Genomic DNA, 18,651 nt, shown 5'->3' with positions numbered 1-18,651 from the left:
GTCAGGGGCCCCCAAACGCGATAGCGGGATCGACCAGCACGGCGCGCCGCAACCCGGCCACGCTCGCCAACAACCCGATGCTGACCGCCACGACCGGCAACAGCAGGTAGGCGCCGTCGGGCACCACCACGATCATCGGGAACAGCGGGCCCAGCACCAGCGACAGCGCCACGCCCAGCAGCGCCGAGATCACCGCGACGATCACCGCTTGCAGCGCCAGTCCGGCCAGCACCGAGCCGGACCGCACCCCAACCGCTTTGAACACCGCGAAGTCGCGGGTGCGTTCCAGCGCCGACATGTAAATGATGGAACCCACGATCAGCGCGGCGACCAGCCACAGCAGCATGGCCATGATGGAGATCGCCTCGACGGCGACCTTCAGCGGGCGCATCATGTCGTCGACGCCGCCCTGCCGATCCACCTTGACGAAGCCGGGCGGCAGTTCCGCCGGGTCGCCCCGGATCCCGATCGAGGAGATCACCGGCTTGTCGCCGTAGACCATCTGCTGCGCGCCACGCACGGTCAGGAACAGGTTCGGCTGCTTGGCCAGCACCGTCGAATTGTCCACGATCCCAACAACCTTGAGATGATTCGAGCCGATCTCCAGGGTGTCGCCGATCTGCCGGCCCAACGTCGAGGACACCGCCACCTCATCCGGGTCGGCGGGCGGGCGGCCGCGGTCCATCTCCGGCATGCCCGGACCGTCGGTGGGCGCGCCGAACAGGTTCATCGTCCGCGCGGTGTGGCCGTCCATGGCGGTGGTGCCGGCGTAGACCAGCGGGGCGGCGGCCCGCACGCCCGGCAACCGCTGGGCGCGGGCGACCTCTGCCTCAGAGAACGGCGAGGACCCCAGGAACGGGCCGACGGTGCCCTCCTGGATGAGGAAATAGTCGACGCCGAAGGAGTCGACGGTGTTGCGCGCCTCGACCCGGAAGCCGTTCGCCAAACCGGTCAGCACCAGCGTCATCGCGAAGACGAAGGCGGTGCCGACGACGGCGATGATGAACCTGCGTTTGCGCCATTGCAGGTCCCGCAGAGCCGCGATCAGCACGGACCGGTCCCACGACGGAGTCGACTCACGGAACCGAACCTAGCCGCACCGCGGAGATCGCACCGGGTTTTCCCATCCGTCACAGCGCCCCGCCGTAGTGATGGTGGCTACACTTGGCGCCCATGGCAGAGCCGGATTGGGTGCAGCATGCGATCTGGTGGCAGGTCTACCCGCTCGGCTTCGTCGGGGCTTTTCCGTCCGATGACCCACCCGGCGCGGACCAGCATCGGCTGCGCCGCGTCACCGCGTGGCTCGACCACGCGCAGACGCTCGGCGCCTCCGGTGTGGCACTGGGCCCGGTGTTCGCCTCCCGCAGCCACGGCTACGACACCACCGACCATTTCCGCATCGATCCGCGACTGGGCGACGACGCCGACTTCGACGACCTGGTGGCCCAGGCCCGATCGCGCGGGCTGCGGGTGCTGCTCGACGGTGTGTTCAACCATGTCGGCCTGGACTTCCCGGCGCACCGGGCGGCGCTGGACGGCGACGAAGGAGCCCGGCGCTGGTTCCGCGGCCGCCCCGGGCGGTTCTCCAGCTTCGAAGGCCACGCCGACCTGGTGGCGCTCAACCACACCAACCCGGCGGTCGCCGACTACGTCACCGAGGTGATGACGCACTGGCTCGACCGCGGCGCCGACGGGTGGCGCCTGGACGCCGCCTATGCGGTCGCGCCGAAGATCTGGACCCAGGTGCTGCCGCGGGTGCGGGCCGCCCATCCCGACGCCTGGATCGTCGGCGAGGTCATCCACGGCGACTACCCGCAGATCGTCGCCGACGCCGGATTCGACGCCGTCACCCAGTACGAACTGTGGAAGGGGATCTGGAGTTCGCTCAACGACGGCAACTTCCACGAGCTGGATTGGGCGCTGCGCCGCCACGACGGATTCTTGGATTCCTTTGTGCCGCAGACGTTCATCGGCAACCATGATGTCACCAGGATCGCCAGCAAGCTGGACAATCCGGCGCACGTCGAATTGGCGCTGGTGCTGCTGATGACCGTCGGCGGAGTCCCGACGATCTACGCCGGCGACGAGTTCGCCTTCACCGGCGTCAAGGAGGACCGCGCCGGCGGAGACGACGCGGTGCGACCCGAATTCGGCGCTCCCCCACTACCGGTCGACGAGACCGGGCAGCAGATGTTCGCGCTGCATCAGTTCCTGATCGGCCTGCGCCGCCGGCATCCGTGGCTGCACACCGCCCGCACCGAGGCGCTGAGCCTGGACAATCGACGCTATCTCTATCGCTGTCACGCGGGCGATCAGGAGCTGTTCGTCGCCCTCAACGCCGGCGACGAGCCGTTCACCGTCGCATTGCCGCGGCGGGCCCGGATCCTGGCCGGCGCCGGGGCGCCTGTCGAGGAACTGGTCGACGAGGTCACCACCCCGCCGCACGGTTGGCGAATCCTGGGTCCGGCCTAGCCGATTCGCCACTCAACAGCGACGATGGCGGGCTATGGTCACCCGCACCACGACTACCTCGAATCCTGAACCCGACCCGGGTGGAATCGCCTGCCACGGCGGCCAAGCTCCTCGGGATGTCGCTGCGCAGGCAGGGCCGGGTCAGCATCCAATCCAAGCTGCTGATCATGCTGCTGGCGTGGCCACCGCGCTGGACGCGTTCACCGCGGGTTTCGACGTGCCCGCGCTGATGCCCATCGGCAACGCGCAGAAGTACCCGCAGGCGCTCTGCACCGCCCCGCTCTCCAGTTGGGAAGAACACCGGTGAGGCTCTCCTGGTCGGCGACGACCAGACGATGCGGTCGCCGTCATGAACCGACTGGTCCGCCAATTCGACTCCGCCGCAGACAAACACGGCATCGAGCGGGTCCGCACCCCGCACAACGGCTATCTCGGCGGGTGCGGCCTCACCGTCCCGCGGATCGAGTGCCGCACCTGAACCGATCCGACGTCGACGAGATCGTGATGAGCAACCCGCGGCTGCTGCCGGATATCGACCGGGTGATAGTGGAGGGCCGCCATTCGGTGAGCAAGGCGTTCGCCGACCTGCGCTAGCCGGTGTCCTGCTGCGGCAACGGATTCCAACGGCCGTCGATGTGGGTGGGAAACGGCTCAGCCGCCAGCCGCTGGGCGTCGTCCTGCCGACGCTTCACCCGCAGCCGGGTGTCCAGCGGCGCGGCGGTCAATTCGTCACAGGTCAGGAAGTGCACGTCGGCCGGTTCGGCCAGCGAGCGGACCGCGGCCAGCCGAATGCCGGCCTCCTCGACCAGGGTCGCCAGCCGGGCGAGCTCGGCGTGGGTGATCCCCCAGCAGCGGTCCCGCCCGGAGCGGGCCGCGGCCAGAAGTCGGCGGGTCAGCGGGTCCCGGGCGGTGATCGGTTCGGTCGTGGTCTGCGGGGCGACGGACTGCGGTGGCGCCCGCAGATCGAGGCGCTGGGCGGCGGCGGCCAGTTCGCCCAGCCAGCGCACCGGCGCCCGGCGACGCTCGGCGGGGCCGAGCGTCTCCTCGATCAGCACACCGAGCCCCGTGGTCGTCCAGCCCTGCCTGATCCGGTCTGCCGTGGCGTTGATCGCCACGCCCAGCTGCGCGTCGGTCAGCGCCGCGGCGGGGACCTCGGCGAACGGGTCGGTGGCGGCGTCCAGCGCCAACGCGTCGCAGTCGGCGCTGAATCGCCGGGCCGCGGCCAGCAGCCGGGTGTTCATCGCGGCGAGCGCGGCGGGCCGGGCGCGCAGCGCGGCCACCGCTTCGGCGGCCGACGTGCCGACGTAGAAACGCTGTCCCACCACCGCGACGCCGCGCTGCGTCCACTCGGCCGACAATCCGCCGGGCAGGCCCATGACGGCCGCCATCGCGGCGCGGGCGCAGCCCAGCGCGCCGGCCTGCAGATCCAGCGACAGCGGCGGCAACGCGGCGGGCACGTCGGGTCCGCCGTCGGAGGCCGCCGCGAACTCCGGAAACCGGTGGTCGATCAGGGTGTCGAATTCGCCGGCCCGACCGGGCGGAGCCGGGTCGATCAGGTGCTCGCCCGCGATCGGCGGAAGCGGCCGGATCGCCGGACCCATCCGGCGGGCCAATCCGCGGGCGGTGTCGATCACCGCCGCCGCGGGCTCCCAGCCACAGGCAAACTCCCAGTCCCGCAGGGCGCTCAGATCCAGCGCACACCCGGGTTCGGCCCAGCCGGCCCCCGGGGGCAGCACGGCGCGGGTGAGCCAGCGGCGAGCCGCCGCGGTGTCGACGGGCTCCGGCATCGCCAGATCCACCGTTCCGGTGCGGTGCGAGCCGATCGCTCGGGTCAGGAATCGCAGCAGGTCCTCGGTGTGCAGCGCGGGCATCGACGCCACCGCGGCGCGGCGGCGCAGCGTCGCCACCGTCCGGTCGACCATCCAGTTCGCGTCCCGGCCCAGCAACGGCGCGACCCGGATCAGCAGGCTCGGCGCCCAGCAGGAGGTGACCAGTTGCTCGGCGTGCCGGTGCCGAGCAGGGCTGCCGGCCAGGGGTGTCACGACCAGCAGCCGCGACCCGGATCGCCCGGCGGCCTCGGTGACCGCCAGCACCCCGCCGATGCCCGAGGATTCCGGCGCGCTCGGCTCGACGGCGCTCAGGTGCACGATGACGTCGGCGTCCTCGGCCAGGGCGTAGAGCGCGCCGCCGGACGGCCCGGCGATGGTCAGCCACACCCGCGGGTCCAGCCGTGGCTGGTCGGCGGGGGCCACGGCGCTCACCTCATTGCCGGCGGCCAGCAGTTGCCGGGCGGCCGCCCGGCCGAGGGCGCCGTGGACGCCGGTGAGCAACACGCGCATGCCAGCCCCCGATCGCCGAATGAACTAGAGGATAAGAGTTTCTCAGTTATACCGTGCGGGTTTGGCCGCGCGGGCTGCTCCCCTGGCCCGTTCCAGAGGGTGAGTCCGCAGGTCACGGCATCGCGGATCGGTGTCTGGGCGAGTTCCCGGTATGCTCTCCCGGTGATCATCGACGCCCCTGCCGCCGCGCTGCCCGCCAACGGGCCCGCCGTCGGGGACCATTCCGTCGATCATTTCACCGCCGCGCACCCCTTGCATTCGCTGTTGTCGGCGCTGCAGCACGCCCGTGTCCACGTCGATATCGCGGTGGTCGTGGTGGTGCTGGCGATGACGAACCTGATTGCCCACTTCACCACCCCGTGGGCGAACGTGGTGACCGTGCCGGCGGCCGCGCTGGGTCTGGTGCTGCTGGTCCGCTCACGCGGCCTCGGCTGGGCCGAACTCGGGCTCGGCCGGGAGCACTGGCGCTCCGGAGCGGTGTACGGGCTGGGCGCTTTCGGCCTGGTCGCCACCGTTGTCGCGGTCGGCGCGGTGCTGCCGTGGACCCGCCCGCTGTTCCTCAACGACCACTACGCGACGTTGTCCGGCGCGCTGATCGCCTCGATGGTGATCATTCCGCTGCAGACCGTCATCCCCGAAGAACTGGCGTTTCGCGGGGTGCTGCACGGCGCGCTGGACCGGGCCTGGGGCTTCCGCGGGGTGCTCGCCGTCGGGTCGCTGCTCTTCGGCTTCTGGCACATCGCCAGCTCGCTGGGCCTGACCGCGGGCAACGTAGGGTTCAGCCGCATCCTCGGCGGCGGCGTCTTCGGCACCGTCGTCGGCATCGTCGGGGCGGTCATCGCCACCGCGGCGGCCGGTTTCGTGTTCAGCTGGCTGCGCCGGCGCAGCGGCAGCCTGATCGCCCCCATCGCGCTGCACTGGTCGCTGAACGGGATCGGCGCGCTCGCGGCGGCGCTGGTCTGGCACGCCGCCTCCTAGAAATCCCGGAAGTGACCAAAAGCCCCCTGATCGGGGCCTTTTGCGCACCCCCTGATCGACCTCGCGGCGCCACTGTTTGGGTATGAGCTTCGACCTGCCGGACCAGGACACGGTCCGCGCCGCCTTGGCCCTCGCGATGCGGGCGCCGTCGGTGCACAATTCCCAGCCCTGGAAGTGGCGGATCGGTCAGGAGTCGGCGCACCTGTACGCCGACTCCGCGCAACACCTGCCGCACACGGACCCGGCGCGGCGGGACCTGATCCTCAGTTGTGGGGCGGCCCTGCAGCATTTCGTCGTCGGCATGGCCGCCCTGGGCTGGCAGACGCACGTGCGACGGATGCCCGACCCGAGCGAGCCCGATCACCTGGCCAGCATCGAGTTCTGCGACCGCGGCGGCAGTGAGCAGGACATCGCGCTGGCCGCGGCCATCCCGCGGCGGCGCTCGGACCGCCGGATCTACAGCTCGTGGCCGGTGCCCGGCGGCGATATCGCGCTGATGGCGGCCCGGGCCGCGCGCCTCGGCGTCACCCTGCGCCGAGTGAAAACCGGCCAGATCAGCCGGGTGCTGGCGGCCGCGGTGCGGCATCGCTCCGACGACGCCGACTACCTGGCCGAGCTTGCGCAGTGGAGCGGACGGGTGGCCGGCGACGTCGGCGTGCCCGCGCGCAACACTCCCGCCGTCGATCGGCAGGCCGCGTTCCCGGCGCGCCGCTTCGCCAGCCCCGATCTGGCGCAGCCGGCGGGCGTCGACGCCCGCGATGACGCCGGCATCGTGGTCGCGCTCGGCACGGCCAACGATGACCCGCTGACCGTGCTGCGCGCCGGTGAGGCGACCGGCGCCGTCTTGCTGACCGCCACCGCGCTGGGTCTGTCCAGTTGCCCGTTGACCGATCCGCTCGAGGTGCCCAAGACCCGGGACCTGGTCCGCACCGTGGTGCTGGGCGGCGCCTGCGAGCCGCAGATGCTGCTGCGGATCGGCTGGGCTCCGATCAACGCCGACCCGTTGCCCGCCACGCCGCGCCGCCCGCTCGACGATATGGTCACCACGCTCGACGGCGCGCCAATCCGCTGATTTCAGCGGGTCGACGCGCCGTCGTCGGACCGTGCCAGGCGGCTATTTGTTCTGCACCTTCCCGACCACCGTCAACAGGATCACCGATCCGAGGATTGCGGTGAACAGGGTGAACCACCAGCCGCCACCGGCGGTGTCCAGGAAGAAGCTCAGCAGGAATCCGCCGATCAGCGCGCCGACGACGCCGATCACGATGTTCATCAGCAGGCCGGACCCACCGCCCTTGACCAGTTTGCCGGCAATCCAGCCGGCCAGGGCGCCGATGATGATGTAGCCGATCCAGCCGACGCTGGTCAAGGTGGTCGACCGTTCGGCGAGCAGTTCGACGGTCGGCCCGGAAGCCAGGGTCGTCACAAGCAGGGTGTCCATCGCGGTCTCCTTGTCCGTTTCGGGTCCGGCGGACCCGGGTCGTCCCTTCAGCTATACCCGCCGCGGGTAACGATTCAACATCCACTTTGGCGACGGCAGAGAAAACCCCGGTCCGCGTTCGCACGCGGACCGGGGTTTGCTCGGAGCTGTTCGGTCAGGCCGGGGGAAGCATGGCCGGATCCGGGTTCTCGACCGGCCGGACCTCGCCGGGCTGCATGGCGCCCGGGGGCAGGTCGGCGGCCGGCGCCGCGTTGGGATCGGCCGCGGGGGCCGGTTCGGCTGGCGGCGGGGTCCACTGCCGGATCGAGTTGGCCAGCGCGGTGGCGGCGGCCTGGTCGATCGGGTCGTTGGCGGTGCCCAGCCACACCACGAACCAGCGCTGATTGCGCTGCTCGCGCGGCAGGTTGACGCCCGCGTCGCCGACCACGCCGGCCCAGATCTGGCCGGCCGGCTTGCTCTCGTCGGTGAACTTCACCTCGTAGTACTCCGCGGAGCCGGTCATCCCGCCGGCGTCCAGCGGGGCGCTGGACTGGTTCAGCCGGGTGCCGGGGAACGGCATGAAGAATTCGCCCATGTCCGAGGCGAGTCGGCGGGCGGCCTTGGCGTTGTCCGGCTCGGCGCCGGCGAACAGCTTCAGGTCCAGCCGGCCCAGCAGGATGCTGGTGTCGGTGGCGGGCTCCGGGGCCGGGGCGCCAGGGGCGGCCGGCTCGACAGTCTTGGTCAGCAGCGCCTGGCCGTAGTTGAGCCGGCTGGCGTCGCCGACGGTCCAGCCCGGGGGCGGCACGAAACTGAATCCGCCCGCCGCGTTGTTGACCCGGTTCGGGTCGGCGAGCGCCGGGTCCTCGGGCGCGGCCGGCGCGGCATTCGGATCGGCCGGCGCAGGGGCGTTCGGGTCCGCGGGGGCGGCGGGGTCCGCTGGCGCTGCGGGGTCAGCCGGGGCGGCCGGATCGGCGGGAGCGGCCGGGTCGGCCGGCGCAGCGGGAGCGTTGGGGTCGGCCGGCGGGGCCGGTTCCGCCGGCGCCGTCGGGGCATTGGGGTCGACCGGCGGCTCCGGGTCGGCGTGGGCGACCGACATGGGCAGCACCAGCGCGATCACACCGGCGCCGGCGATCGCGGACAGCCGGGAATGCTTGCGGGCAAACGAAGACATGCCCATGAACCTACCGTGTCCAGGGCCCGCCGCAAACGACCGCGCGGCTGTGAGGTGATCTGGTGTCGCCACCGGGAGCCGTCCGGCTCACCGTCGGAAGAATTTCGCAGGATAACTACCGTCCAGTAACGTGTACTGCGATTTCACGTTCGCCGGCGCACGCAAGGAGACCAGGACTATGGCGATGGAGGTACTCGTCACCGGGGCCGACACCGAGGTGGGGCGCGCGGTCGCGGCCGGATTCCTCGACGCCGGCCACAACGTGGTGGTGTCCGGGCGGTTGCGCGACGATCTGGAGATCCTGGCCAAGGAACTCGACGTCGACTACGTGGTGTGCGACACCGCCGACGCCGCGGGCCTGGCCGAGGCGCGCAGCCTGTTCCCGCATCACCTCGACGCCATCGTCAACGTGCCCGCGCCGCGGCGCGATCCCGGCGATCCCCGCACCTACACCCTGGCCCAGACCTCGGCGGCCTGGCATGAGGCGCTCGACACCACCGTGCTGGCCCCGATCCTGATGCTGCAGACCATCGGCGATCACCTGCGCTCCGGTGGCGCGATCCTGTCGCTGGTGCCCGAGCCGGTCCGCGACGGCAGCATCGCGGCCGCGGTGAAATCGGCGCTGTCGGACTGGACCGCCGGCCAGGCCCAGCACTTCGGCACCCGCGGCATCACCGTGAACGTCATCGCCGCCGGCCGCAGCATGGAGACCGGATACGACGGCCTGTCCGCTCCGCAGCCGACGGTGCCGGCTGAGATCACCCGGCTCGCGCTGTTTCTGACCAGCCCGTCGGCCCGGCACATCACCGGGCAGACCCTGCACGTCAGCAACGGGGTTCCCGCACACTTCGGCTGAGTAGAGGATCGCCGCTCACGAGCCCCGCCGCCGTTTCGCGGTTAGGGTCGAGCAGGTGACCTTCCGACTCGCACTGCAGATCCCGAACTTCTCCTACGGCTCCGGCGTCGAGAACCTCTTCCCCACCGTCGTCGCACAGGCCGCCGAAGCCGACGCCGCCGGCTTCGAGGCGCTGTTCGTGATGGACCACTTCTATCAACTGCCCATGCTCGGTGAGCCCGACCAGCCGATGCTGGAGGCCTACACCACCCTCGGCGCGCTCGCCGCGCATACCCAGAACCTGCAGCTGGGCACCTTGGTGACCGGCAACACCTACCGCAACCCGACGCTGCTGGCCAAGCAGATCACCACGCTCGACGTGATCAGCGCCGGCCGCGCCATCCTCGGCCTGGGCACCGGCTGGTTCGAGCTGGAGCACGACCAACTCGGCTTCGACTTCGGCACCTTCACTGAACGGTTCGCCAAGCTCGGCGAGGCGCTGGAGATCATCCTGCCGATGCTGCGCGGGGAACGGCCCACCTTCTCCGGCGAGTACTACCGGTGCGATCAGGCGATGTCCGAGCCGCGCTACCGCGACCACATTCCGCTGATGATCGGCGGCAGCGGTGAGCGCAAGACCATCCCGCTGGCCGCCCGGCACTTCGACCACCTCAACCTGATCGCCGGATTCAGCGAGCTCGCGCACAAGGTGGGGGTGGCCCGACGTTGCTGCGAGGAGATCGACCGCGATCCGGCGACGCTGGCCACCAGCATCCTGGCCACCGCGATCGTCGACGAGAACTTCGACGTCGACGCGCTCGGCGACCGGGCCGACCGGGTGCTGGCCGGCAGTCCGGACTCGATCGCCGAGCAGATCCAGCGCAAGGTGCTCGACGCCGGCGTCACCGGCATCGCGGTCAATATGCCGTTCTACCGGCCCGGGGCGATCACCGAACTCGGCGCCGCGCTGACTCCGATGCTGCGATGATCGGGACTTCCCCGGGACGCTCCGGCCGCGGACGGCTACGGTATAGGCGGTCGATTTCAACAGCCTGTTCTAGGAGCCAAAGGTGAGCCATCCCGGTGCCGTTCAATCGGATAAGCACAAGGTCGTCATCATCGGTTCCGGCTTCGGCGGCCTGAACGCGGCGCAGAAGCTGCGGCGCGCCGATGTCGACATCAAGCTGATAGCCAAGACGACACACCACCTGTTCCAGCCGCTGCTGTACCAGGTCGCCACCGGAATCCTGTCCGAGGGGGAGATCGCGCCGCCGACCCGGCTGATCATGCGCAAGCAGCGCAACGCCCAGGTGGTGCTCGGCGAGGCCACCCACATCGACCTGGTCAACCAGACCGTGGACTCGGTGCTGCTCGGGCACAGCTACCGCACGCCGTACGACAGCCTGATCATCGCCGCCGGCGCCGGGCAGTCGTACTTCGGCAACGACCAGTTCGCCGAATGGGCGCCCGGTATGAAGACCATCGACGACGCGCTGGAGCTGCGCGGCCGGATCCTCGGCGCGTTCGAGCAGGCCGAACGGTCCAGCGACCCGGTGCGCCGGGAGAAGCTGCTGACCTTCGTCGTCGTCGGCGCCGGCCCCACCGGCGTGGAGATGGCCGGCCAGATCGCCGAGCTGTCCGACAGCACCCTCAAAGGCGCCTTCCGGCACATCGACCCCACCCAGGCCCGGGTCATCCTGATCGAAGGCGCCGACCAGGTGCTGCCGCCGATGGGACCCAAGCTGGGCGCGAAGGCGCACAAGCGGCTGGAGAAGCTGGGCGTCGAGATCCAGCTGAACGCGATGGTCACCGACGTCGACCGCAACGGACTGGTGGTCAAGTACAAGGACGGCACCAGCAAGCGCATCGAGTCGGCGACCAAGGTGTGGTCGGCCGGCGTGGCGGCCAGCCCGCTGGGCGCGGACCTGGCGCGGCAGTCCGACACCGAGATCGACCGGGCCGGCCGGGTCAAGGTGCTGCCCGACCTCACCATTCCCGGGCACCCGAACGTCTGGGTGGTCGGCGACATGGCGTTCGTCGAGGGCGTGCCCGGACAGGCCCAGGGCGCGATCCAGGGCGCCAAGTACGCGGCGGATCTGATCAAGGCCGAACTCAAGGGCGCCTCCCCGGACAGCCGGGCCCCGTTCAAGTACTTCAACAAGGGTTCGATGGCCGCGGTGTCGAAGTACTCGGCGGTGGCCCAGGTCGGCAAGCTGGAGTTCGGCGGCTTCCTGGCGTGGCTCGCCTGGCTCGGGTTGCACCTGATCTACCTGGTCGGGTTCCAGTCCAAGCTGATGACGGTGCTGTCCTGGACCCGGTCGTTCCTGTCACCGGGCCGCGGACAGCTGACCATGACCGAGCAGCAGGCCTACGCCCGCACCCGGATCGAGCAACTCGAGGAGATCGCCGCCGTCGAGAACGAGAAGGCCGGCTAACCAGCCGGCCGGCTACTCCGGCGGCAGGTTCTGCAGTCGAACCTGGCCGCGCGCGACGGCGCGGTCCTTCTCATCGCGGATCGTCACCAGCCAGAGTTGTTGACGACGGCCGCGGTGGATCGGTTCGGTGGCGCCGTAGACCGTTCCGCCGGTCAGCGCGCGCAGGAAATCGGTGTTGTTGTTGACCCCGACGACCGTTCCGCCGCCGTGCTCGAGCAGCCAGGCGTAGCCGGACACGCTGGCCATCGACTCGATCATCGCGCAGTAGACGCCGCCGTGGATGAGTCCGGCTGGCTGCAGCAGGGTCGGGTTCACCTCCAGCTGGGCCTTGGCGCCGTCTGGGCCGACCTCGGTATAGGTGAGGCCGATCACGTTGTCGAACGGCGCGGATTTGTCCGCGGGCACCGGTGACGAGTTCGCTTCCACGGTTTCAGGTCTACACCTAACGGCCGCCGAATCGCATCTCGAAACCGCGCATCGGCGCAAAAAGCGATTGGGGCCCCGCGCCTTTCGGCGCGGGGCCCCAACCTTCGGAGTGGACCGGCGGTCCTGCAGCCCTCAGGACTCCGGCTCGGTCCGTTAGCCTCGCACCTATAAGTATAGGCAAGGCTGCCCTAACTTGCAAGTGCCACTTTCATCGGCGCGCGGCCGCGCACCGGCAGGCCGAATCCGACCAGCGCGTCGAGCACGCACTGACCCCGGCGCATACCGGCGTTTTCGCTGACCCCGGCCAGCAGCGGCACCTGAGTGGCCGCGACCACCACGGCGGTGCCGACGATGCGCCACATCGCCGGCACGCTCACAGCGGCCCCGCTCACCCGGCACAGTTCGGCGAACAGCGGTTCCAGCGTGCGATGGCAGCGATGCGCAATCCAGGTCGCCAGGGCCGGCTCGCTGGGCAGCTCGACGGCCCCGGCCCGTCCGGTGTCCGGATCGTCGGGCAGCACCCGAACCGTCGGGTCCACCACGCCCAGCCAGTCGATGGCGCCGTCGGAGTCGACGTGCACCCAGAGATTCTCCAGTCCGGCGTCCCAGGCGCGTCCCTCGGAAACCACCAGCGCTACCACCCGCCCGATCACCGCGTGGGCGAGGCTGGCGGCCAGCTGCTGCGCGGCGGCGGTCGGATTGTCGATCTCGGCGGCGGCGTCGGCGTACATCTGCGCCAGCCGTCCGTCGGTCAGCGCCTCGGCCAATGGCCACCAGCGCCGCCGGGAGACATCGCCCATCACCGCGACCCCGTAGACCCGCGGACACTCCGGATAGAAGGCGCGCAGCCGTCGCGCGGATTCGTGCAGCGGCAGCTCCTCACGGATAGCCATCGCGGAGATCAACGGGTCCTCGGTCAGGACAGTCATCACGCCTCCTGGTTAGGATAGGTAAACCTAACCATAGAACCTCGGTGGTTCAGCGTTCCAAACGCTGTGACAGCTTTCACACCCGAGTTTCGGCGAATCTGCCGCTGACCAGCGGCGACGCCGAACCGGGCGGAAGCTCCGCCGGACCGAACATCTTGATAACGACGACCCGTAGTAACGCGGGTACGCTAGAGAGCGCGCATAGCGCTGGGGAGATGAACAGATCATGAGCAGAACGGCCCGCTTGGGCGATTTGGAGCAGGCGGTCATGGACCACCTATGGTCCTCCACCGCGCCGCAGACCGTGCGTCAGGTCCACGAGGCGCTGTCCGCGCGACGCAACCTCGCCTACACCACCGTGATGACCGTGCTGCAGCGACTGGCGCGCAAGAACCTCGTCATCCAGCACCGCGACGACCGCGCGCACCGCTACGCCCCGTCCCACGGCCGCGACGTGCTGGTCGCCGGATTGATGGTCGACGCGCTGGACCAGGCCGCCGACACCGGCAGCCGACAGGCCGCGCTGATGCACTTCGTGGAACGGGTCGGCATCGATGAGGCCGACGCGCTGCGCCGGGCCCTCGACGAATTGGAAACCAAGCACTCATTTGACCGATCCGCTGGCGGCGCCGCGACCGGGTAGGGGACACTAGAAGGCGTGTCCGCGCCGGCCTTCGCTCTGCTCGCCCTGCTGCTCGCCGGGCCGATCCCGGAGTTGCTGGCCCGATCCCAATGGCCGCTGCGGGCACCCCGCGCGGCGTTGACGCTGTGGCAGGCGATCGCCATCGCCGCGGTGTTGTCGGCGTTCAGCGCCGGACTGGCCGTGGCCAGCCGACTCTTCCTGCCCGGCCCGGACGGACTGCCGTCGCACGGGCTGGCCTCGGCGCTGGACCGCCTCGGCTGGCCGCTGTGGCTGCTCTACGTCGGCGCCCTCGGCGTGACGCTGCTGGTCGGCGCCCGTCTGGCGGTCGCCGTGGTGCGGGTCGCGGTGGTCACCCGCCGCCGTCGGGCACACCACCGCATGTTGGTGGACCTGCTGGCCGCCAACCGCGGAGCGCTGCGCATCCTGGACGTCGACCAACCGCTGGCCTACTGCCTGCCCGGCGTCCGCAGCCGCGTGGTGGTCTCCGAGGGCACCCTGAACACCCTCGACGACGCCGAGATGGCCGCCATCCTCAGCCACGAGCAGGCCCACCTGCGCGCCCGCCACGATCTGGTGCTGGAGGCGTTCACCGCCGTGCACGCGGCGTTCCCCCGGTTCGTCCGCAGCGCCAGCGCCCTCGGCGCGGTCCGGCTGCTGGTCGAGCTGCTCGCCGACGATGCCGCCGTGCGCACCGCCGGGCGCGCTCCCCTGGGCCGCGCGCTGGTCGCCTGCGCCGCCGGACCGCGACCGGCCGGAGCGCTGGCCGCCGGCGGCACCAACACCGTGCTGCGGGTGCGACGGCTGGCCGGCAAACCCAACAGCGCGGCGCTGTCGGCCGGGGCCTACCTGGCCGCCGCCGCGGTCCTGGTGCTGCCGACCCTGGCGGTGGCCATCCCGTGGCTGACCGAGCTGCGCCTGCTGCTCGGGCGCTGACTCCCCGATTAGGCTGACCGCGTGCGCTTCCTCGACGGCCAGCAGCCGCCCAACGACCTGACCTACAACGACGTCTTCATCGTGCCGAACCGCTCGGAGGTCACCTCCCGGTTCGACGTGGACCTGTCCACCGCCGACGGCACCGGGACGACGATCCCCGTCGTCGTCGCCAATATGACCGCGGTCGCCGGACGCCGGATGGCCGAGACCATCGCCCGCCGCGGCGGCATCGTGGTGCTGCCCCAGGACCTGCCGGTGGAGGCCGTCGCCGAGACCGTCGACTTCGTGAAATCCCGCGACCTGGTCGCCGACACCCCGGTCACCCTGGCGCCGGACAGTTCGGTCTCCGACGCCATCGCGCTGATCCACAAGCGCGCGCACGGCGCCGCGGTCGTCGTCGCCGACGGTCGACCGGTCGGACTGGTCACCGAGGCCGGCTGCTCCGGAGTGGACCGATTCGCCCGGGTCCGCGACGTGGCCGTCACCGACTTCGTCACCGCCGACGTCGGCGCGGACCCGCGCTCGGTGTTCGCGCAGCTGGAGCACGCGCCGGCGCCGGTCGCGGTGCTCACCGACGCCGACGGGCGCCTGGCCGGGGTGCTCACCCGCACCGGGGCGATCCGGGCCGGCATCTACACCCCCAACACCGACAACCGGGGCCGGTTGCGGATCGCCGCCGCGATCGGCATCAACGGCGATGTGGCGGCCAAGGCCCGCGCCGTCGCCGCGACCGGGGTCGACGTGCTCGTCATCGACACCGCGCACGGGCACCAGGCCAAGATGCTCGACGCCATCGCCACCGTCGCCGCCCTGGACCTCGGCCTGCCGCTGGCCGCCGGCAACGTGGTGTCCGCCGCGGGAACCCGGGACCTGGTCAACGCCGGGGCCTCCATCGTCAAGGTCGGCGTCGGACCGGGCGCGATGTGCACCACCCGGATGATGACCGGGGTGGGCCGGCCGCAGTTCTCCGCGGTGCTGGAATGTTCGGCCGCCGCCCGCGAACTGGGCGCCCACGTGTGGGCCGACGGCGGCGTGCGGCACCCCCGCGACGTCGCGCTGGCGCTGGCCGCCGGGGCGTCGAACGTGATGATCGGCTCCTGGTTCGCCGGCACCTACGAATCCCCGGGCGACCTGCTGCGCGACCGCGACGGCCGGCCCTACAAGGAGAGCTACGGGATGGCGTCCAAGCGGGCGGTGGCCGCCCGCACCGCCGCCGACTCCGGCTTCGACCGGGCCCGCAAAGCGCTGTTCGAGGAGGGCATCTCCAGCTCGCGGATGGCGCTGGACCCCGAACGCGGCGGCGTGGAGGACCTGCTCGACCACATCACCTCCGGTGTGCGCAGCACCGCCACCTACGTCGGGGCGGCCAACCTCGCCGAACTGCACGACAAGGTGGTCATCGGGGTGCAGTCCCCCGCCGGGTTCGCCGAGGGCCACCCGCTGCCCACCGGATGGTAGACCGCTGGGTCGCAAGCAAAGCCGGAGGAACGGAGGCTTTGCGCAGCGGGCCCAGCGCGACAAGCTCCGCCGCACCGCCTAGTAGGCCAGCACCGACCCCTCGACCCGGATCCCGATCCGCTCCCCCGGCTCCGCGGCACGCTGCGCCGGGCCTGCCAGGGTCAGCGCGGCGCCGTCGTCGAGCACCACCTGCAGCGCGGTGGCCGATCCGTAGAACCGCCGCGCGGTGACGGTGGCCTGCGGGTCGTCCCCGTCTCCCCGGACCAGCTGTTCGGGGCGCAGCACCACCGTCGCGGGACCGTCGGCGCCCGCGTTGCGGACCGGGTGCGCCCCGAGCGCGGTGCGCGCCACCGACCCGTCGCGGCGCCCGGCCAACTCCATCGCGTCGCCGACGAAGCGGGCCACCTCCAGGTCGGCCGGCAGCCGGTACAGCTCGTCGGGGGCGCTGTGCTGAGCCAGCCGGCCGTCCAGCAGCACCGCGACCGACTCGGCCAGCGACAGCGCCTCGGACTGGTCGTGGGTGACCAGCACCGACGTCGTCCCCGACGCGCGCAGGATGTTCGCGATGTCCTCCCGGACCCGGACCCGCAGCCCGGCGTCCAGCGCGGCGAACGGCTCGTCGAGCAGCAGGACCTGCGGCCGGGCGGCCAGCGCGCGGGCCAGCGCCACCCGCTGCTGCTGGCCGCCGGACAGTTCGTGCGGGCGGGCGCCGGCCAGACCGTCCAGGCCGACCAGCCCCAGCCAGCGCCCGAGCTCCGCCGGGCTGCGTCGCGCGGCCGGGATCCCGTACTCGACATTGCCGGCAACGCTGAGCTGCGGGAACAGCGCCCCCTCCTGCGGCATCAGGCCGACCCGGCGGCGGTGCGCAGGCACCCCGCGCCCCGGCTCGGCCACCATTCGGCCGGCGATCCGCACCGCGCCCGCGTCGGGGTCGCAGAACCCCGCCACGATGCGCAGCAGGGTCGTCTTGCCGCACCCGGAGGGCCCCAGCACCGCGGTCAGCGTGCCGTTCGGGACCGCCAGGTCGATGCCGCGCAGCACCTGGCGCGCCCCGAACGCCTTGGCCAGACCGGCGATGTCGACCCCCGGCTCAGACATGGGCCACCGCCGGCGCCCGGGTGGTCCAGACGCCCAGCGCCGCGGTCGGGATCGCGGCGAACAGCAGCAGCGCCAGCGCGTACGGCGCGGCGGCCGCGTAGTCGCTGACGAAGCTGTGCCCCCACATCCGGGTGGCCAGGGTGTGTGTGCCGGTCGGGTGCAGCAGCAAAGTCACCGGAAGCTCCTTCATGCAGGTCAACAGGACCAGAATGGCCGCGGCGGCGATGCCGGGCGCCGAGATCCGGGCGCTCACGCCGAGGAATGCGCGCAGCGGCGGCCGGCCCAGCGATCGGGCGACCTCGTCCAGCCGCGGCGGGACCGCCTCCACCGCGGCGCGGGCCGAACCCAGCGCCAGCGGGATGAACAACACCGCGTACGCCAGGATCAGCAGCGGTTCGCGCTGGTAGATCGGGCGCAGCAGCGCCACTCCCACCGACACCATGGCGATGGCCACCACCACGCCCGGCAGGCCGTGGGACAGGTAACTGACGCTCTCCAGCAACCGGACCCCGGGGCTGCGGTAGCGGGCGGCCAGCACCGCCAGCGGCAGCGCGGCCACCGTGGTGACCAGCGCGGCGGCCGCCGACAGCCACACCGTCGCCGCCATCGCCGACACCCAGGCCGGGCCGTCGAACCGCAGCCCGCCGGCCGACAGCCACACCGATAGCGCGTAGCCCGGAACCGCCAGCGCGACCAGCAGCACCGCGGCCGCCGCAGCCTGCGCGACGGGCTGCCGGCGCCCGAGCCGGCTCACCGGGGCGGGTCGCGGCGCGCCCGAGCCGACCCGGGCCTCGGCCCGCCCGCGGGCCCAGCGCTCGCCGGCCACCAGAACCATCGCGAACACCAGCAGCAGCAGCGAGAGCACCGCCGCCCGGGCCGGGTTGAACCCGGACCGGTAGGCGCCGTAGATGACCCAGGTGAAGGCCTCGTAGCGCATCGCCGCGACCGCGCCGAAATCGCTGAGCACATACAGCGCCACCAGCAGCGCCCCTGCGGTGACGGCCGGGCGGACCTGGCGCAGCGTGACGCCGAACAGCACCGCCGCGCCACCGCGGCCCAGGGTGCGGGCGACCTCCTCCTGGCCGGGGTCGACTCGGGTCAGCGCGGCCAGCGTCGTCATCAGCACCAGCGGATAGCAGACCAGGGTCAGCGTCAGCGCCGACCCCCACAGGCCGCCGAATCGGGGGAACAGCGACACCCACAGGAACGCCATCAGGTAGCTCGGCACGGCCAGCGGCAACATCAGCGCCACCGCCCACACCCGCCGGGCCGCCAGGTCGGTGCGGGCCAGCAGCACCGCCAGACCCACCCCGAGCAGCACCGACGCCGCGGTGACCACCGTGACGAGCAGCAGGGACCGCCCGATCAGCGCGGCGGTGCGCGGGGCCAGCAACTCGGCGACGACGAACCCCGCGCCGCGGCTCATGGCCCGCTCGGCCAGGTAGACCAGCGGGATCGCGGTGGCCGCCGCCACGGCGACCGCCGCCAACAGCAGCGGTCTCGGCGCGCGCACG

Annotated in this window: 18 protein-coding genes and 1 pseudogene; 11 read left to right on the top strand and 8 right to left on the bottom strand. The window is 71.6% G+C overall.

What is annotated here, in order from left to right; genetic code table 11:
• Position 1 precedes the first annotated feature (1 nt).
• Positions 2-1,051 carry an ABC transporter permease gene (locus tag L2Z93_RS08570; protein ID WP_090592981.1) on the bottom strand — a complete coding sequence of 350 codons (1,050 nt, stop codon included), beginning with the start codon at positions 1,049-1,051 and terminating at the stop codon, positions 2-4.
• A gap of 122 nt (positions 1,052-1,173) precedes the next feature.
• Between L2Z93_RS08570 and L2Z93_RS08565 the strand changes: the two genes are divergently transcribed.
• The 3 genes and pseudogenes from L2Z93_RS08565 to L2Z93_RS08555 all read left to right on the top strand — a co-directional run.
• Positions 1,174-2,472 (top strand): alpha-amylase family glycosyl hydrolase, encoded by a 1,299-nt coding sequence (locus tag L2Z93_RS08565; protein WP_090592977.1) that lies wholly within the window; start codon positions 1,174-1,176, stop codon positions 2,470-2,472.
• 178 nt (positions 2,473-2,650) lie between these two features.
• Positions 2,651-2,779: a hypothetical protein gene (locus tag L2Z93_RS08560; RefSeq protein ID WP_260575548.1), complete on the top strand. Its 129-nt coding sequence runs from the start codon at positions 2,651-2,653 to the stop codon at positions 2,777-2,779.
• A gap of 48 nt (positions 2,780-2,827) precedes the next feature.
• Positions 2,828-2,938 (top strand): annotated as a pseudogene (locus L2Z93_RS08555) (hypothetical protein); the annotation flags it as partial.
• 124 nt (positions 2,939-3,062) lie between these two features.
• On the opposite strand, the gene L2Z93_RS08550 reads toward L2Z93_RS08555, so the two are convergent.
• Positions 3,063-4,811, bottom strand: coding sequence for a Rossmann-fold NAD(P)-binding domain-containing protein (locus L2Z93_RS08550; RefSeq protein ID WP_090592972.1), 1,749 nt, complete (start codon positions 4,809-4,811; stop codon positions 3,063-3,065).
• A 189-nt stretch (positions 4,812-5,000) separates the two neighbouring features.
• Here L2Z93_RS08550 and L2Z93_RS08545 point away from each other — a divergent pair, with 189 nt between their 5' ends.
• Entirely contained in the window at positions 5,001-5,789 is a 789-nt protein-coding gene (locus tag L2Z93_RS08545) for a CPBP family intramembrane glutamic endopeptidase (RefSeq protein WP_090593151.1), read from the top strand.
• Positions 5,790-5,871: 82 nt separating this feature from the next.
• A complete protein-coding gene (locus L2Z93_RS08540) occupies positions 5,872-6,861 on the top strand; it encodes an Acg family FMN-binding oxidoreductase (protein WP_090592967.1) in 990 nt (329 codons plus the stop codon).
• 42 nt (positions 6,862-6,903) lie between these two features.
• Here the strand turns inward: L2Z93_RS08540 and L2Z93_RS08535 are convergent, their stop codons facing one another.
• Together L2Z93_RS08535 and L2Z93_RS08530 are read right to left on the bottom strand one after the other, a co-directional pair.
• A complete protein-coding gene (locus L2Z93_RS08535; protein WP_090592963.1) occupies positions 6,904-7,230 on the bottom strand; it encodes a GlsB/YeaQ/YmgE family stress response membrane protein in 327 nt (108 codons plus the stop codon).
• 154 nt (positions 7,231-7,384) lie between these two features.
• The gene (locus tag L2Z93_RS08530) at positions 7,385-8,380 is read right to left on the bottom strand and encodes an APA family fibronectin-binding glycoprotein (RefSeq protein ID WP_234812022.1); all 996 of its coding nucleotides are present in this window, start codon (positions 8,378-8,380) and stop codon (positions 7,385-7,387) included.
• 178 nt (positions 8,381-8,558) lie between these two features.
• Between L2Z93_RS08530 and L2Z93_RS08525 the strand changes: the two genes are divergently transcribed.
• The 3 genes from L2Z93_RS08525 to L2Z93_RS08515 all read left to right on the top strand — a co-directional run bounded on the left by L2Z93_RS08525 (position 8,559) and on the right by L2Z93_RS08515 (position 11,650).
• Positions 8,559-9,236, top strand: coding sequence for an SDR family oxidoreductase (locus L2Z93_RS08525; RefSeq protein WP_193438882.1), 678 nt, complete (start codon positions 8,559-8,561; stop codon positions 9,234-9,236).
• Positions 9,237-9,291: 55 nt separating this feature from the next.
• Complete coding sequence (locus L2Z93_RS08520) at positions 9,292-10,203, top strand: LLM class F420-dependent oxidoreductase (RefSeq protein WP_090592929.1); 912 nt, start codon at positions 9,292-9,294, stop codon at positions 10,201-10,203.
• 82 nt (positions 10,204-10,285) lie between these two features.
• Positions 10,286-11,650 (top strand): type II NADH:quinone oxidoreductase Ndh, encoded by a 1,365-nt coding sequence (locus L2Z93_RS08515; protein ID WP_090592925.1) that lies wholly within the window; start codon positions 10,286-10,288, stop codon positions 11,648-11,650.
• A gap of 12 nt (positions 11,651-11,662) precedes the next feature.
• Here the strand turns inward: L2Z93_RS08515 and L2Z93_RS08510 are convergent, their stop codons facing one another.
• On the bottom strand, positions 11,663-12,076 hold the full coding sequence (locus L2Z93_RS08510) for a PaaI family thioesterase (RefSeq protein WP_090592920.1): 414 nt from the start codon (positions 12,074-12,076) through the stop codon (positions 11,663-11,665).
• Between the two features lie 188 nt (positions 12,077-12,264).
• Entirely contained in the window at positions 12,265-13,005 is a 741-nt protein-coding gene (locus tag L2Z93_RS08505) for an iron reductase (protein WP_090592916.1), read from the bottom strand.
• Positions 13,006-13,231: 226 nt separating this feature from the next.
• Between L2Z93_RS08505 and L2Z93_RS08500 the strand changes: the two genes are divergently transcribed.
• The 3 genes from L2Z93_RS08500 to L2Z93_RS08490 are packed head-to-tail and all read left to right on the top strand — an operon-like array spanning position 13,232 to position 16,039.
• The gene (locus L2Z93_RS08500) at positions 13,232-13,648 is read left to right on the top strand and encodes a BlaI/MecI/CopY family transcriptional regulator (RefSeq protein WP_090592911.1); all 417 of its coding nucleotides are present in this window, start codon (positions 13,232-13,234) and stop codon (positions 13,646-13,648) included.
• A gap of 15 nt (positions 13,649-13,663) precedes the next feature.
• The gene (locus L2Z93_RS08495; RefSeq protein ID WP_090592908.1) at positions 13,664-14,581 is read left to right on the top strand and encodes a M56 family metallopeptidase; all 918 of its coding nucleotides are present in this window, start codon (positions 13,664-13,666) and stop codon (positions 14,579-14,581) included.
• Positions 14,582-14,602: 21 nt separating this feature from the next.
• Positions 14,603-16,039, top strand: coding sequence for a GuaB1 family IMP dehydrogenase-related protein (locus L2Z93_RS08490; protein ID WP_090592904.1), 1,437 nt, complete (start codon positions 14,603-14,605; stop codon positions 16,037-16,039).
• Positions 16,040-16,117: 78 nt separating this feature from the next.
• Here L2Z93_RS08490 and L2Z93_RS08485 read toward each other — a convergent pair whose 3' ends face one another.
• Both L2Z93_RS08485 and L2Z93_RS08480 read right to left on the bottom strand, forming a co-directional pair.
• Positions 16,118-17,137 (bottom strand): ABC transporter ATP-binding protein, encoded by a 1,020-nt coding sequence (locus tag L2Z93_RS08485; RefSeq protein ID WP_090592901.1) that lies wholly within the window; start codon positions 17,135-17,137, stop codon positions 16,118-16,120.
• Positions 17,130-18,650, bottom strand: coding sequence for an ABC transporter permease (locus L2Z93_RS08480; protein WP_370745787.1), 1,521 nt, complete (start codon positions 18,648-18,650; stop codon positions 17,130-17,132). Before L2Z93_RS08480 ends, L2Z93_RS08485 begins: the two co-directional genes overlap by 8 nt.
• Position 18,651 lies beyond the last annotated feature (1 nt).

It is taken from the genome of Mycolicibacterium brumae (genome assembly GCF_025215495.1).
Lineage (GTDB): Bacteria > Actinomycetota > Actinomycetes > Mycobacteriales > Mycobacteriaceae > Mycobacterium > Mycobacterium brumae.
This window is presented reverse-complemented; position numbering and strand designations above follow the sequence as displayed.